Origin of the sequence: Curtobacterium sp. PhB78, assembly GCF_003751685.1 — a bacterium.
Taxonomy (GTDB): Bacteria; Actinomycetota; Actinomycetes; order Actinomycetales; family Microbacteriaceae; genus Curtobacterium.
The window spans coordinates 355,079-370,099 of sequence record NZ_RKIA01000003.1 but is presented as its reverse complement, the minus strand read 5'-3'; the positions used below and the strand labels follow the sequence as shown (position 1 = coordinate 370,099).

The window sequence follows — 15,021 nt, the reverse complement described above, 5'->3', positions numbered from 1 at the left end:
AGTCTAAGCGGGACCCCCGACAGCCGACCGGGCGAGGACCGCCAGGTCGGTGTGGTCCGCGAACACCCCGTCGAGGCCGGTCCGGATCACCGAGGTGTACCAGCGCTCCCAGTCGCCGAAGGCCGCGACGTCGCCACCGCGGCGCAGCGGCCCGGGCAGGAACCGGTTCTCCGGTCGGAGCGTCCACGTGTACACCGCGAGGCCCACGGCGTGCGCACGGTCGACGATCGCGCTCCGGACCGGCGTCGGGTCCTCGAGCGCGACGCTGTCCACCCCGGCCATCAGCGTGCCGAGGTCGACGCTGATGCCGTGGAACTCGGTCGCGAACGACGCGAGCGCGTCCTCGGAACGCTCCGCGGCGTAGGTGGGGGCGAGCGATCCGTGGGACGCGACCTCGTCGGCGGCACTGCCACGGGCCTCCTGGAGGTACACCAGCCGACCACCCGTGTGCCGCTCGCGCAGGTCGCGGAGCACGCCCTTCTCGAAGCTCTCGACCGTGAGCCGCTCGTCACGGCGCCACCCGGCGTCACCGAGCGTGCGGTCGACGAGTTCGCCCATCGGGAAGCCCGCGCGGTCGAAGAACGCCGCGTGCTTGACCTCGGCGACCAGCCCGACCGGACGAGGAGCGGCGTCGAGGATCGCGAGCAGGTCCTCGAGGCGCAGGATCGGCTCCTCGCCGTCGTGCTCGGCCGACCCGGGCCGCAGGGCGGGCAGACGTTCCCGGGTGCGGAGCGTCTGCAGCTCGGCCCAGGTGAAGTCCTCGGTGAACCAGCCGGACAGGCTCTGGCCGTCGACGGTCTTCGTCGTGCGCAGGTGCCGGAACTCCGGGTGGTCCGCGACGTCGGTGGTGCCGGACACCTCGTTCTCGTGGCGGAGCACGAGCACGCCGTCCTTCGTGGGCACCAGGTCCGGCTCGATCGCGTCGGCACCGAGCTCGATGGCGAGTTCGTACGCGCTCCGCGAGTGCTCGGGGCGGTAGCCGGACGCACCGCGGTGGGCGATCACGAGGGTCATGGCGCGACCCTACTGGGCCAGGGTGACGGCGGACCGTCCTGTGTCGCGGGACACACGCGCCCGGCCGGAGCCCGTGCATCTCAGCATCGGCGCTGACCATCGCTGCATGATCGTCCGATCGCTCTCCACCGCCGTCGAGGCCAGGATCGACCGTGCCGCCCGCCGACTGCTCGACGCCGGGCACCAGCCGCACCGGCCCGTCCGGCTGTTCGTCACCGAGTTCCTGGTGTTCGGCGCGAAGCAGGCGTGGGCGTGCGCGTTCGGGGCGCTGCTGCTCGGTTCGATGGCCGTGGCCTCGCTGACCGTGCCGGCGGCGTTCCGGAACGACGCGCTGACCGTCGTGGCGGTGCTGCTGCAGCTCGGCATGCTCGTGTTCGGGCTCGAGACCGTGCGGGAACTCCGGGTCGTCCTGCTCTTCCACGTCGTCGGCACCGCCATGGAGGTCTTCAAGACGCACATGGGCTCGTGGTCGTACGAACCCGGCGGGCTGCTCGTCATCGCCGGGGTCCCGCTGTTCTCCGGGTTCATGTACGGCGCGGTCGGGTCGTACATGGTCCGTGTGCACCGCCTGTTCGACCTGCGGTTCGACCGGTACCCGCGGCAGTGGCTGCTCGCCGTCGTCGCTGCCGGCGTGTACCTGAACTTCTTCGGGCACCACTTCCTGCCCGACGCCCGCTGGGTCCTGCTCGCACTCGTCGTCCTGCTCTTCGCCCGCACGACCATGCACGTCCGGATCCACCGATCGACGATGCGCATGCCGGTGCTCGTCGCCATGGGACTCGTCGCCGTGTTCATCTGGTTCGCCGAGAACGTCGCGACCTGGGCCGGGGCCTGGAGCTACCCCACGCAGCTCGCCGTCTGGCACCCGGTGGCCCCGACGAAGATCGTGGCGTGGTTCCTGCTCATGACGATCTCGGTCGCGCTCGTCACCTGGGTCTACCCGGCGCTGCCGTCCGGCTCGGCGCGTTGGACGGCGGACTCTCGACGACTTCGAGGCGCGCGCGCAGCGGGTGCCCATAGGCTGCGATCGTCAGGGCCTCCGGGCCCGCGTCCGCTCGCCGCGAATCCTCAGCCTTCCGCGACCGAGCGCACCTAGGCTGAGAGGACTCATATCTCCTAGGAAGAGGACACCATGGCCTTCAAGCCCGGTTTCGACCAGTCCCCCGCCTTCAACGCCCAGGGACCCAACACCTGGGGCGGGCGTGGCGCTGGTCAGCAGCAGGCCGGCTGGGGACAGACCCCGCAGCAGGCACAGGGCGGGATGACCCCCGAGCAGCTGCAGTACATGTACGACCGCCCGGCGGCATCGACGGTCGACACCGACCGCATGTCGTACGAGGACACCATCGTCAAGACGCTGCTCGCCTTCGGCGTGCTGCTCGTCGGTGCGGTGGCCGGTTGGAACCTGCCCCCGATCGTGTGGATCGTCGGCGCGATCGTCGGGTTCGTCCTGGCGCTCGTGAACACCTTCAAGAAGAAGCCGTCGCCGGGTCTGATCCTGACGTACGCGTTCTTCGAGGGGCTCTTCGTCGGCGGGATCTCGAACTTCTTCGAGTACAACTTCACGCAGACTGGCGGCATCGTCGCCCAGGCCGTGTTCGGCACCCTCGGGGTGTTCGCGGTCACGCTGCTCCTGTTCCTGTCGGGCAAGGTCCGTGCGACCCCGAAGGCCACCCGCTTCTTCCTCATCGCGATCGTCGGGTACATGGCGTTCTCGCTCGTGAACCTCGTCCTGATGTGGACCGGTGTGACCCAGAGCGCCTTCGGCCTCATGGGTGTGACGTTGTTCGGTATCCCGCTCGGCGTCCTCATCGGCATCTTCGTCGTGGTCATGGCGGCGTACTCGCTGATCCTCGACTTCGACCAGATCAAGACCGGTGTCCAGCGTGGCGCCCCGAAGATCTACGCGTGGACCGCGGCGTTCGGCCTCATCGTGACGCTCGTGTGGCTGTACCTCGAGATCCTGCGCATCCTCGCCATCGTCGCGAGCAGCGCGCGCAACTAGCACCACCGCGTCCACGAAGGGCCCCGGCGCTGCCGGGGCCCTTCGTCGTTCCCGGGGTGCTGTGGGCGGGAGCGGCGGCAGCGCCAGTGGTCGCAACACCCCGCCGGTCGCCCGGCGAGTGGTCACGAAGTGTCGCCCGGGCCGGGGCCAATCGACAGTTCGTGACCGCTCGGAACCGGGCCCGCGGGGTGTTGTCGCCACTCGACCACCCCAGCAGCACCCATTCCCCCGGCAGCCCCGCCCCGGACGCGCGGAGGCCCGGCACGCAGGGCGTGCCGGGCCTCCGGTCGTTCAGGGGAGCGTCACTCCCACTCGATCGTCCCCGGCGGCTTCGACGTGACGTCGAGCACGACCCGGTTGACGTCGGGCACCTCGTTCGTGATGCGGTTCGAGATCTTCGCGAGCACGTCGTACGGCAGGCGCGTCCAGTCCGCGGTCATGGCGTCCTCGGACGAGACCGGACGGAGCACGATCGGGTGCCCGTACGTGCGGCCGTCACCCTGGACACCCACGGAGCGGACGTCGGCGAGCAGGACGACCGGGCACTGCCAGATCTCCCCGTCGAGACCCGCTGCGGAGAGTTCCTCGCGCGCGATCTTGTCGGCGGCGCGGAGCAGCTCGAGCCGCTGCTTGTCGACCGAACCCACGATGCGGATGCCGAGCCCCGGTCCGGGGAACGGCTGGCGGCCGACGATGACCTCGGGCAGACCGAGCTCGCGACCGACGGCACGGACCTCGTCCTTGAAGAGTGCACGGAGCGGCTCGACGAGCTCGAAGGTCATGTCCTCGGGCAGGCCGCCCACGTTGTGGTGCGACTTGATGTTCGCGGTACCCGCTCCGCCGCCGGACTCGACGACGTCGGGGTAGAGGGTGCCCTGCACGAGGAACTTGACCTCGCCGTCGTCACCGTCCCCACGCGCCTCGAGCACGAGCGCCTCGGCCGCGGCCTCGAACGTGCGGATGAACTCGCGCCCGATGATCTTGCGCTTCTGCTCGGGGTCGCTCACACCGGCGAGGGCGTCGAGGAACTGCTGCTCGGCGTCGATCGTGATGAGCCGGACACCGGTGGAGGCGACGTAGTCCTCTTCGACCTGCTTGCGCTCGTCGGCGCGGAGGAGCCCGTGGTCGACGAAGACGCAGGTGAGCTGGTCACCGACGGCCTTGTGCACGATGGCTGCGGCGACGGCGGAGTCGACACCGCCGGACAGGCCGGCGATCACGCGGTTCGACCCGACCTGGGCTTGGATCCGGGCGACCTGCTCGTCGATGACGTTGCTCGAGTTCCAGTCGCCGGGCAGACCGGCGGCGCGGTGCAGGAAGTTCTCGAGGACGGCCTGGCCGTGCTCCGAGTGCTTCACCTCGGGGTGCCACTGCACGCCGTAGAGCTTGCGCTCGTCGGACGCGAAGGCCGCGACGGGGGTCGACGCGCTCGACGCGAGGACCTCGAAGCCCTCGGGGGCCTTCGCCACGGAGTCGCCGTGCGACATCCACGTGACCTGGGACCCGGGCTGCCCGCCGAGCAGGACGCTGTCGGTGCCGCTGACGTCGACGGGCGTCGCGCCGTACTCACGCAGGCCGGTGTTCGCGACCTCGCCACCGAGGGCGGTCGCCATGGCCTGGAAGCCGTAGCAGATGCCGAGCACGGGGACGCCGAGGTCGAGGATGTCGCCGTCGAGGGACGGTGCACCTTCTTCGTACACGGACGACGGACCACCGGACAGCACGATGGCTGCAGGGTCCTTCGCGCGGATCTCCTCCGCCGTGATGGAGTGCGGGACGATCTCGCTGTAGACGTTCGCTTCACGGACCCGACGCGCGATGAGCTGCGCGTACTGGGCCCCGAAGTCGACGACGAGGACGGGACGCTGTTCGGTCTCGCTCACCGAGCGGCCTCCTTCTCACGCTGCTGGGCAGCGATCAGCTCGTGGTAGGTGTCCATGGCCTTCTGCTGCATGCGGTGTTCGACCACGAAGGACATGAACGGGATGATGCCACCGAGGGCGATGAGCAGGAAGCGGGAGGGCTTCCAGCGCATGATGCTCCACAGACGGAAGTCCGTGAAGAGGTAGAGGACGTACAGCCAGCCGTGCGCGATGAGGATCGCGATCGACAGGTTGAACGTGCCGGGTGCTTCGCCGGCCGTGCCGTTCGGCACGAAGAACGGGCCGTTGCCGAGCTGCATCTCGAGCTGGAGCGGCGTGTACTTGATGATGACCTCGATCACGAGGGCCAGCAGCAGCACACCGGTGATGTACGCGGAGACGCGGTACCACTTCACCGCACCCGGGATCTTCGGGATGTCGCGGGTTCGGACGGTCAAGGCCATGACGACCAGCCTACCGTCGGTCCGCGAGGGCCCCGTCGACGCTGAGGGCAGCCTCACGCCGCTCCTCTTCCTCGCGCTCCCAGGCGTCCTTCACGAACCGGTACCAGAGGAACACCGCGAAGCCGGCGAAGACGACCCACTCGATCGCGTAGAACAGGTTCAGCCAGTCGAACTGGACCTCGCGCGACGGCGCCCGGTCGGCGATGGTGCCGAGGTCGGCGGCCTGCGCGGTGGCACCGTCGGCGACGACGTACCCGAGGTACATCCGGTCGTCGAACGCCTTCCATGTGTTCACGAAGCGCGCGGGTGCCACGGCGGAGTACTCCGCCTGCTTGTAGGTGTCCTGGTCGGGCGACTCGGCGGGGTAGTACCGGCCCTGCACCGTGAGCGTCTGCCCGTCCGTCAGGCGGTCACCACCGGCGACCGCAGCCGACCGTTGGTCGGACCACCCGATGACGACCGGGAGGCTCGCCCCACCATCCGAGTCCACCAAGTGCCCGACGGTCTGGTACGTCCCACCCCCGGTGCGGCCGGTCAGGATCGTGGTGTCGCCGGCGACGAACGTGCCGGTGACGGTGACCTTCTGGCCGGCGATGGTCTCGCTCGCGGGTTCTTCCGGGGCGGTGACCGCATCGAGCGTCTTGCGGGTCTCGGTGGTCTCCGGCAGCGGCTTGCCGTTGGCGATGCTCCGCTCGAGCTGCCACTTGCCCAGCCCGGCGAACACCGCCGCGAGCACGAGCGCCAGCAACAGCAGCGCGATCCACCTCGGTCGTCGGGCAACGGCCCACATCTGTATCAGTACTCCGGATCGCGCTGTCGGACCGGACGCTCAGGGCGCTCGGTGGGGATCTCGACGGGCGACGTGACGGGTTCGTCGGTCGCCTCCGGTGACCCATTCTCCTGCTCGTCCCTGCCAGCGGCCTCCACGAGCGCGAACTCCTCCGCGAACTGGCGGTCCCGCTCGGCACGGCGGACCGCGGCGGCGGACGCTGCCTCGGCCTCCTCGGCCTCCGCCGCCTCGGCGGCGGCAGCCGCGGCGACCGCTCGGCGGCCACCGAGTCGTCCGCGCAGGCGGGCGAGGCGGGCGGGGCGCACCACGAGGCGGCCGATCCGCTCCGAGTTCACCGCGAGCAGCGGCCCGAGGATCGCCATGACGAGGACGTAGAGGCCCGCGAACGCGGTGATCCGGGCCTCCAGTCCGGCGGCAGCCGAGAGCGTCGCGAGGATCAGCGCGAACTCGCCACGGTTCACCAGGATGACGGCGGTGTTGATCCCCTGTTGGACGTTGAAGCCGTTCATGCGCGCGACGATCTGCCCGGCGACCGCGTTGAGCACGACCGTCATGCCGATCGCACCGAGGACCGGCCAGAGCACCTCACCGAAGGTCGACAGGTCGAGGCCGAGTCCGAAGTTCACGAAGAAGAACGCGGCGAAGACGTCACGCATCGGCAGGGCGAGCTGTTCGATGCGGTCGCGGTACCGGGTGGCGCCGCAGAGCAGCCCGATGACGAACGCGCCGATGGCGTCGGTCACGCCGAGCAGGTCGCCGATGCCACCGAACATCACGGCGAGCCCGAAGAACAGCACCGTGAACAGTTCGTCGTCACGCGTCGCGAAGATCTTCGAGACCCACTTGCCGGCGAACCGGGCGAGCGTGAACATCACGATGAGGAAGCCGAACGCGAGCGCGAGCTTGCCGACGACCGCCCACGCGTTGGTGTCGCCGGACAGCACGACGGACACGATCGCCAGGTAGATGGCGATGAAGACGTCCTCGATGACCGTGACGCCCAGGATCATCGGGGTCTCGTCGTTCGCGAGTCGTCGCAGCTCGATGAGGAGCTTCGTGACGATCGCGCTCGACGAGGTGGCCGTCATGCCCGCGATGATCAGGGCTTCTCGGGTGCCCCAGCCGAGCGAGAACCCGAACGCGAACCCGACGCCCATGTTGATGACGACGTAGGTGCCGCCCGACACCAGGAGCTTGCCGGCGTTGCCGTAGAACTCCTCTTGGTCGAACTCCAACCCGAGGTTGAACAGCAGCAGGATGAGCCCGAACGTCGCGATGAGCTCGATCGTGTGCGACTCGACGTTCAGGCCGATCCACGGCGTGTGCGGGCTCGCGATGAGCCCGACGATCATGTAGATCGGGATCGCCGGCAGACCGATGGTCTTGCCGAGCCGCCCGAGCACGTAGGCGATGACGAACAGCACACCGATGGTGAGCAGTTCACCGCCCAGGTGCATGCGCTAGCTCTTCCGCGGGGCCTCGGCCGATGCGGCCGCAAGCTCTCCGCTGCGGTAGAAGGAGAAGGCCTTGGCGACCTTCTCGGGGGAACCGGCGACGACGATGGTGTCACCGGGGAAGACGACGAAGTCCGGCGAGGGTGCCGGGTTGGCGCTGTCGCCACGGACGACGGCCACGACGGTCAGGCCGATGAAGCCGGAGTCGTGCAGGTCGCCGAGCGGCTTGCCGGCGATCGCGTCGTCGTAGTCGACCGAGAACCAGTCGATGGACAGCCCGGGGATCTCGTCGAGCTTGTCGAGGCCCTCGGTGATCCGGGTGCCGCCCAGGAGTTCGGCGAGGGTGTGCGCCTCGTCCTCGCTGAGGCGCAGCGAGACCTTCTCGGACTTGTCCGCGCCGTCGGAGACGTCGGCGAACGAGATGAGGTCGGAGTGACCCGACCGGTGCGTGATGACACCGCACTTGCCACCGTCGTCGGTGTAGAAGCTGTGCAGCACGCCGACTCCGGGGAGTTTGACGCGATGGACGTCGACCATGATGGCTCCCTTTTCGAGTACGCCCATGCTAACCACCGCGCGGCCCCGCGCATTCCGGTCGCTACTGTTCTGCGGATGGGGAACACTCGGATCGTCGTCGGGGTCGTCGGGACGCTGGTCGTCGCACTGTACGCGGGGTTGCTGGCGCTCAACGCGCTCGTGCTCGACCCGCTCAGTGCGGTGCCGGGGCAGTCGCTCGGTGCGATCTACGGCCACCTCGACGCGCAGGGCTTCCAGGTGCGGACCGACGTCGTGGCCGTGCTCGTCATCGCAGCGGTCGGCATCGCGTTGGCGGTCACGGTCCTGATCGTGACGCTGGTCCGGCGGACGACGGCGCACGTCGCCGCCGCCTGGCTACTGGCGATCGTGGCCGCCGGCGCCGTCCAGGTGTTCGGTTCCGGTTTCCAGCTCGGGATGGACGTGGCCGACGGCTACGGCATCGGCGGCGAGGACCACACCATCTGGGCCGGTGTCCTCTACGTCACCAGCCTCGTCGCGCTGCTCGCGATCCCGGTCGTGCTCGTCGTCGGCGAGCGACGCCGTGGCCGCGCCGTGTCGGAGACGCTGGCCGCCTGACGGACGCACCACGGGCCTCCCGTCCGGAGGCCGGTGGCCGCGTCCGCAACGCGGGTCGCTACTCCGGCTCGCTCGTCTTCTCCCCCACCACCTGCTCGTCGGACGCCTTCGCGCCCTCCGCGCCGCTGCTGCGGCCGCCGCCCACGACGACGTCGTCCTCGTCGAAGCCGAACGCGATGTCCGGTGCCTCGAGCCGCACTCGGTCCGCGCTCTCGTCGTCGGGCTGCAGCTGCGACTCGCGTTCCGCGGCCACACGCTTCAGGTAGTTCGACACCTCGTGTTCGGTGGTCTCCTGGTCCCAGCCGAGCACGTCGGCCATGAGCTTCGCGGCGACCGGGGCCGCCGACTCACCACGGTCCCAGGCCTCGATCGAGATGCGGGTGCGGCGGGCGAGGACGTCCTCCAGGTGCAGGGCTCCCTCGTGCGAGGCGGCGTACACGACCTCGGCGCCGATGTAGTCGTCGGCTCCCGGCAGCGGCTCGGCCAGGGCAGGGTCCTGCTCGACGAGCTGCAGCACCTCGGTGGCCAGGGTGCCGTAGCGGTTCAGCAGGTGCTCGATGCGGACCTTGTGCACGTTGAAGCTGCGGGCGGTCCGTGCGCGACGGTTCCACGCGGCCGGGTAGCCCTCGGCCCCGAGCAGTGGGATGTCCTCGGTCGTCGACGCCGGGATCTTGCCGTCCATCGCGGCGACGGCCTCGTCGATGGCGTCCTTGCCCATCACCCGGTAGGTGGTCCACTTGCCGCCGGCGACCACCACGAGCCCGGGCACCGTGTGGGCAACCACGTGCTCGCGGCTGAGCTTCGAGGTCTGGTCGGACTCCCCCGCCAGCAGGGGACGGAGTCCGGCGTAGACGCCCTCGACGTCCTCGCGGGTGAGCGGGACGCGGAGCACCTTGTTGACGTGCTCGAGGATGTAGTCGATGTCCGCTGCGGTCGCCGCCGGGTGCGCCTTGTCGAGGTACCAGTCGGTGTCGGTCGTGCCGACCAGCCAGTGCCGGCCCCACGGGATCACGAACAGCACGCTCTTCTCGGTGCGCAGGATCATGCCCATGTTCGACTGGAACCGGTCGCGCGGGATGACCAGGTGCACGCCCTTCGACGCCCGCACCTTGAACTGCCCGCGGGTGCCGATCATCGCCTGGGTGTCGTCCGTCCAGACGCCCGTGGCGTTCACGACCTGCTTCGCGCGGATCTCGAACCGCTCGCCGGTCTGGATGTCGTGGGCCTGGGCGCCGACCACGCGCTCCCCCACCTTGATGAAGCCCTCGATCCGGATCCGGCTCGCGGCGTGCGCGCCGTAGGACGCCGCCGTGCGGACGAGCGAGGCCACGTAGCGGGCGTCGTCGACCTGGGCGTCGTAGTAGGTCATGCCGCCGACGAAGGCGTCCTTCTTGAGCGACGGCATCGAGCGGAGCACCTGCGTGCGGCTGAGGTGCCGGTGGTGCGGGACCCCGGGCGGACGACCGCCGGACCAGCTGAAGGCGTCGTACATCGCCATGCCGATGCCGATGTAGAACCGCTCCCACACGCGGTGGTTGAGCGGGTAGAGGAAGCGCACCGGCTTGACCAGGTGCGGGGCGATCCGCTGCAGCAGCAGGCCGCGTTCGATGAGGGCCTCGCGCACGAGCCCGAAGTTCAACTGCTCCAGGTAGCGGATGCCACCGTGCACGAGCTTCGACGAACGGCTCGACGTGCCGGAGCCCCAGTCACGGGCCTCGACGATGCCGACGGTCAGGCCACGGGTGACGGCGTCGAGCGCACTGCCCGCACCGACGATGCCGCCGCCCACGACCAGGACGTCGAGTTCCTTCGTCTTGAGGGTCTCGATCGCCGCCGCGCGTTCGTCGGGGCCGAGCTTGGCCGCGGGGTCGAACCCCGCCCCCGGCACGACGTCGCCAGGACGTCCGGCCGAACTGGTCTGCTTCGTGGTGCTGGACTTCGCCATCGTCGCCTCCGGGTCACGGTCGGCGCCGAAGCGTCACCCGCGTCGGTGCGCGGGTGCCACCAGGATCACTGGTGGTACGGCGCCACGACCACTTCTACTCGCTGGAACTCCTTGACGTCGGAGTATCCGGTCGTCGCCATCGAGCGGCGCAGCGCACCGACGAGGTTGGCGCGGCCGTCGAACGTCGGGGTCGGGCCGTTCAGCACGTTCTCGAGCGGGGCGATCGTGCCCACCTCGACCCGCCGGCCTCGGGGCAGCTCCGGGTGGTGCGCCTCGGCACCCCAGTGGAAGCCGCCGCCCGGTGCCTCGGTGGCACGGGCGAGCGCGGTACCGAGCATGACGGCGTCCGCACCGACCGCGATCGCCTTGACGACGTCGCCGGCGGTGTCGAGACCGCCGTCGGCGATGACGTGCACGTAGCGGCCACCCGACTCGTCGAGGTAGTCACGACGCGCACCCGCGACGTCGGCGACCGCGGTGGCCATCGGCGCGTGGATGCCCAGCGCGGCACGCGTGGTGGACGCAGCACCGCCGCCGAAGCCGACGAGGACACCGGCGGCACCGGTGCGCATGAGGTGCAGCGCCGACGTGTACGTCGAGGCACCGCCCACGATCACCGGGACGTCGAGCTCGTAGATGAACTTCTTGAGGTTGAGGGGCTCTTCGTTCTGCGACACGTGCTCGGCCGAGACCGTCGTACCGCGGATGACGAACAGGTCGACACCGGCGTCGACGACCGTCTTCGAGAACTCCTGCGTGCGCTGCGGGCTGAGCGAGCCGGCGACCGGCACCCCGGCGGCACGGATCTCGGCCAGGCGCGCGGTGATCAGCTCCGGCTTGATCGGCTCGGAGTAGATCTCCTGCATGCGCTTCGTGACGTTGCCGTCGGTGAGCGACTTGATCTCGTCGTAGTAGGGCGTCGGGTCCTCGTAGCGGGTCCACAGCCCCTCGAGGTCGAGGACGCCCAGGATGCCGAGCTTGCCCATCTGGATGACCGTGGCCGGCGAGGACACGGAGTCCATCGGCGCGGAGAGGATCGGCGACGCGAAGGTGAACGCGTCGATCGACCACTGCACGCTGACGTCGCGCGGGTCACGCGTGCGCCTGGAGGGGACCACCGCGATGTCGTCGAACGCGTACGCCCGACGTCCGCGCTTGCCTGCACCGATCTCGACTTCGCTCACCCGGCAAGCCTACCGGGCAGGTCCGGGGGCGTGCACGGACCGGACGGTGCGGACCGCGGCTGGCGGCCTCGCACCGTGCGAGGGGCGCCGCGCATGGTGTGCGGTCAGCGGGGGCGGCGCGGGGCCCGGCGTCGCTTGCGGAGCACCCGCAGCACGAAGCCGAGCAGGAGCGCGAGCACCACGAGCACGACCAGGAGCGCAGCCGCCACCTTCACGAGCAGCGCCGCACCGACGAACAGCGCGATGAAGACCACCCACACCAGGGCGTCCATCGCGCCCGCCGACAGTCTCTGCACCTGCGGAACGATACCGACCCGGCGGACGCGGGGCGGGCCTCCCGTCAGAACCGGAGCCGGCCACGCACCGGGGTGGGCCAACAGACGACCGCATGCAGGAGCGGGGCCGTGCGGCGCGAAGCGACCACGCACGGCCCCACCCGTCGCGGATACCACCCCCACAGCGGTACCCGCAGTCGACACAGTGCGCTAGCGCCCCGCGTCGACGTCCTTGGCGAGCGTCCCGAGGTACAGCTCGATGACCTTCGGGTCGTCCGCGAGTTCCTTCCCCGTGCCCGAGTACGCGTTCCTCCCCTGGTCGAGCACGTACCCACGATCGCAGATCTGCAGACAGCGTCGCGCGTTCTGCTCCACCATGACGATCGACACACCGGCCTTGTTGATCCGGCGGGTCCGCAGGAACGTCTCGTCCTGCCGCACCGGGGACAGCCCGGCACTCGGCTCGTCGAGCAGCAGCACCTTCGGGTCCATCATCAACGCACGTGCCATGGCGACCGACTGCCGCTCACCGCCGGACAGGGACCCCGCCCGCTGGCCGCGGCGCTGCGCGAGCACCGGGAACAGGTCGTAGATGACCTCGAGGCGCTCGGCGAACTTGCGGGGCCGCAGGTACAGCCCCATCTGCAGGTTCTCCTCGATGGACAGCGACGGGAACACGTTGTTCGTCTGCGGGACGAAGCCGACGCCGGCCTGCACGAGCTTGTTCGCCTTGAGGTTCGTGATGTCCTCGCCCTGCAACGTGACCGACCCCTCGCGGATCGACACGAGACCGAACAGGGCCTTGAGCAGCGTGGACTTGCCCGCGCCGTTCGGCCCGATGATCCCGATCAGCTCACCGGGGTAGCAGTCCAGGTCGCAGCCGTTCAGGATGTTCACCCCCGGCAGGTAGCCGGCGACGAGGTTCTTCGCGCTCAGCACCGGCTCGCGTTCCAGCGTGGCGGTGCTCGCCTTCGGCGCTTCCGGACTGGAGGCGCTGCTCGCGTTCGTGGGGTCGACTGCGTCCGTCATCGGGTCTTCTCCTCTGCTGCTGCGTCCGCCGCGTCTTCTTCCGCGACTTCCTCCGCCAGTTCCTCGAAGGTCTCCTCGGTGAGGAGCGAGTCGTCACCCAGGTCGGTGTCGTGGTGCGCACCCAGGTACGCGTCGATGACCGCCTGGTCGTCCATCACGGTGTCCGCCGGGCCCTCGGCGACGACCTTGCCCTCGGCCATCACGACCACCCAGTCCGAGATGTGCCGGACCATGTGCATGTCGTGCTCGACGAACAGCACGGTCATGCCGTCGTCGCGCAGGGACTGGATGTGCCCGAGCAGCGACTGCGTCAGCGCGGGGTTCACGCCCGCCATCGGCTCGTCGAGCATGATCATCGTCGGGTCGGACATCAGCGCCCTGGCCATCTCGAGGAGCTTCCGCTGGCCGCCGGACAGCGAACCGGCGTAGTCGTCCGCCTTGTCGTCGAGCTTGAAGCGGGCGAGGAGGTCCTCGGCCTTCGCGGTGATCTCCCGCTCGCGCTTCGCCCACACCGGCTTGATCAGCGCGGCGAAGAAGTTCTCGCCTGGCTGGTCGCGGGCGCCGAGCAGCATGTTCTGCATCACGGTGAGCCGCGACAACGCCTTCGTCAGCTGGAAGGTGCGGACCATGCCGCGGTTGGCGATGTGGGTCGCGCTGGTCTTCTGCAGCGTGGCGCCGTTGAACTGCGTCCTGGCGCCGGGGCTGGGCTTGTCGAAGCCGGTCAGCAGGTTGAAGAAGGTCGTCTTGCCGGCGCCGTTCGGGCCGATCAGGGCCGTGATGGAGCCGCGCTGGACCTCGAGGTGGTCGACGTCCACGGCGGTCATGCCGCCGAAGTGCCGGGTGACGCCGTCGACCGTGAGGATCGGGTCGGCCTTCGTGTAGCCGTAGGTCTCAGACACTGAACGTCAGCTCCTTCTTGTTGCCGAGCAGGCCCTGTGGTCGGAACACGATCAGGAGCATGAGCGCGACGCCGACGAGCACGTACGAGAACTGCTCGGCCTGCTGGGCGTTCATGATCGAGTCGGGGATGAAGTCGCCGGCCAGGGTGCGGATGAAGAGCCGGACGACGAAGAACAGCACTGCGCCGAGCACCGGACCGAACACCGTCGCGGCACCGCCGAGGATGAGCGCCGTCCAGATGAAGAACGTCATCGAGCGGCCCATGGCGTCCGGTTGCACCGAACTCGGCAGGACGTAGATGATCCCCGCCAGCGCTCCGAGCGCACCACCGAAGACGAGCGCCTGCATCTTGTACGAGTACACGTTCTTGCCGAGGGAGCGGACGGCGTCCTCGTCCTCGCGGATCGCCTTCAGGACACGGCCCCAGGGGCTGCGCATGAGCAGGAAGAGCACGAAGGTGAACAGCGCGACGAGGGCCCAGGCGGCGATGCGGATCCACCAGCCGTTGACGCCGTTGTTCGCGTAGGTGAACCAGAGGATGGTCGTGGTGCCGTCCGGCAGCGGGCTCAGGGCGGTGAACGGGTCGCGGTAGCTCGACCCGGTGATGCCGTTGGAGCCACCCGTCGTCGTGGTCAGCAGGCTGGAGCGGCCGACCATGCGGATGATCTCGGCGCCGGAGATCGTCACGATCGCCAGGTAGTCGCCGCGCAGTCGCAACGTCGGGACGCCGAGGATGATCGCGAACACGATGGCGACGAGCAGGGCGATGAGCACGGCCATCACGAACGGCAGCCCGTTCGTGATCGAGATCGCGAAGCCGTAGGCGCCGAGCAGCAGGAACGCCGCCTGGCCCATGTTCACGAGCCCGGTCAGGCCGAAGTGCACGTTCAGTCCGATGGCCGCCAGGGCGAACGCCGCCGTGGTCGGGGCGAGGGCCTCCTGGGTGAGCGAGGACAGCAGGTTGAGGATGTAGTCCATGCGCGTGC

General features: G+C 69.4%; 15 protein-coding genes. 3 read left to right on the top strand and 12 right to left on the bottom strand.

Annotated features, from left to right (window positions below):
• Nucleotides 1-3 precede the first annotated feature (3 nt).
• Nucleotides 4-1,014: a glycerophosphodiester phosphodiesterase family protein gene (locus EDF53_RS08720; protein WP_123293190.1), complete on the bottom strand. Its 1,011-nt coding sequence runs from the start codon at nt 1,012-1,014 to the stop codon at nt 4-6.
• Nucleotides 1,015-1,120: 106 nt separating this feature from the next.
• Between EDF53_RS08720 and EDF53_RS08715 the strand changes: the two genes are divergently transcribed.
• A complete protein-coding gene (locus EDF53_RS08715) occupies nt 1,121-2,110 on the top strand; it encodes a DUF817 domain-containing protein (protein ID WP_123293188.1) in 990 nt (329 codons plus the stop codon).
• A gap of 36 nt (nt 2,111-2,146) precedes the next feature.
• Nucleotides 2,147-3,019, top strand: coding sequence for a Bax inhibitor-1/YccA family protein (locus EDF53_RS08710; protein ID WP_111083414.1), 873 nt, complete (start codon nt 2,147-2,149; stop codon nt 3,017-3,019).
• A 302-nt stretch (nt 3,020-3,321) separates the two neighbouring features.
• Here EDF53_RS08710 and guaA read toward each other — a convergent pair whose 3' ends face one another.
• Genes guaA through EDF53_RS08685 form a run of 5 tightly spaced genes read right to left on the bottom strand, consistent with a single transcriptional unit; the run spans nt 3,322 to nt 8,126 of the window.
• Nucleotides 3,322-4,902 (bottom strand): glutamine-hydrolyzing GMP synthase, encoded by a 1,581-nt coding sequence (gene guaA, locus EDF53_RS08705; RefSeq protein WP_123293186.1) that lies wholly within the window; start codon nt 4,900-4,902, stop codon nt 3,322-3,324.
• The gene (locus EDF53_RS08700; RefSeq protein ID WP_111083416.1) at nt 4,899-5,345 is read right to left on the bottom strand and encodes a DUF3817 domain-containing protein; all 447 of its coding nucleotides are present in this window, start codon (nt 5,343-5,345) and stop codon (nt 4,899-4,901) included. The genes guaA and EDF53_RS08700 overlap by 4 nt, the downstream gene beginning before the upstream one ends.
• A gap of 10 nt (nt 5,346-5,355) precedes the next feature.
• Nucleotides 5,356-6,135, bottom strand: a complete 780-nt coding sequence (locus EDF53_RS08695) for an SURF1 family cytochrome oxidase biogenesis protein (RefSeq protein WP_123293184.1) — start codon at nt 6,133-6,135, stop codon at nt 5,356-5,358.
• A 5-nt stretch (nt 6,136-6,140) separates the two neighbouring features.
• Nucleotides 6,141-7,592: a cation:proton antiporter gene (locus tag EDF53_RS08690; protein WP_111083418.1), complete on the bottom strand. Its 1,452-nt coding sequence runs from the start codon at nt 7,590-7,592 to the stop codon at nt 6,141-6,143.
• Between the two features lie 3 nt (nt 7,593-7,595).
• On the bottom strand, nt 7,596-8,126 hold the full coding sequence (locus EDF53_RS08685) for a cation:proton antiporter regulatory subunit (protein ID WP_071260110.1): 531 nt from the start codon (nt 8,124-8,126) through the stop codon (nt 7,596-7,598).
• Between the two features lie 75 nt (nt 8,127-8,201).
• Here EDF53_RS08685 and EDF53_RS08680 point away from each other — a divergent pair, with 75 nt between their 5' ends.
• Nucleotides 8,202-8,702 (top strand): hypothetical protein, encoded by a 501-nt coding sequence (locus EDF53_RS08680; RefSeq protein ID WP_123293183.1) that lies wholly within the window; start codon nt 8,202-8,204, stop codon nt 8,700-8,702.
• 58 nt (nt 8,703-8,760) lie between these two features.
• Here the strand turns inward: EDF53_RS08680 and EDF53_RS08675 are convergent, their stop codons facing one another.
• From EDF53_RS08675 to EDF53_RS08655, 6 genes are all read right to left on the bottom strand, one after another.
• Nucleotides 8,761-10,647: a glycerol-3-phosphate dehydrogenase/oxidase gene (locus tag EDF53_RS08675; RefSeq protein WP_123293182.1), complete on the bottom strand. Its 1,887-nt coding sequence runs from the start codon at nt 10,645-10,647 to the stop codon at nt 8,761-8,763.
• Nucleotides 10,648-10,712: 65 nt separating this feature from the next.
• Nucleotides 10,713-11,831, bottom strand: coding sequence for a GuaB3 family IMP dehydrogenase-related protein (locus tag EDF53_RS08670; protein WP_123293181.1), 1,119 nt, complete (start codon nt 11,829-11,831; stop codon nt 10,713-10,715).
• 104 nt (nt 11,832-11,935) lie between these two features.
• A complete protein-coding gene (locus EDF53_RS18955; RefSeq protein ID WP_131845972.1) occupies nt 11,936-12,127 on the bottom strand; it encodes a hypothetical protein in 192 nt (63 codons plus the stop codon).
• Nucleotides 12,128-12,316: 189 nt separating this feature from the next.
• The gene (locus EDF53_RS08665) at nt 12,317-13,135 is read right to left on the bottom strand and encodes an ABC transporter ATP-binding protein (protein WP_123293180.1); all 819 of its coding nucleotides are present in this window, start codon (nt 13,133-13,135) and stop codon (nt 12,317-12,319) included.
• Nucleotides 13,132-14,034, bottom strand: coding sequence for an ABC transporter ATP-binding protein (locus EDF53_RS08660; RefSeq protein WP_123293178.1), 903 nt, complete (start codon nt 14,032-14,034; stop codon nt 13,132-13,134). The genes EDF53_RS08665 and EDF53_RS08660 overlap by 4 nt, the downstream gene beginning before the upstream one ends.
• Complete coding sequence (locus tag EDF53_RS08655) at nt 14,027-15,013, bottom strand: branched-chain amino acid ABC transporter permease (RefSeq protein WP_123293176.1); 987 nt, start codon at nt 15,011-15,013, stop codon at nt 14,027-14,029. The genes EDF53_RS08660 and EDF53_RS08655 overlap by 8 nt, the downstream gene beginning before the upstream one ends.
• Nucleotides 15,014-15,021 lie beyond the last annotated feature (8 nt).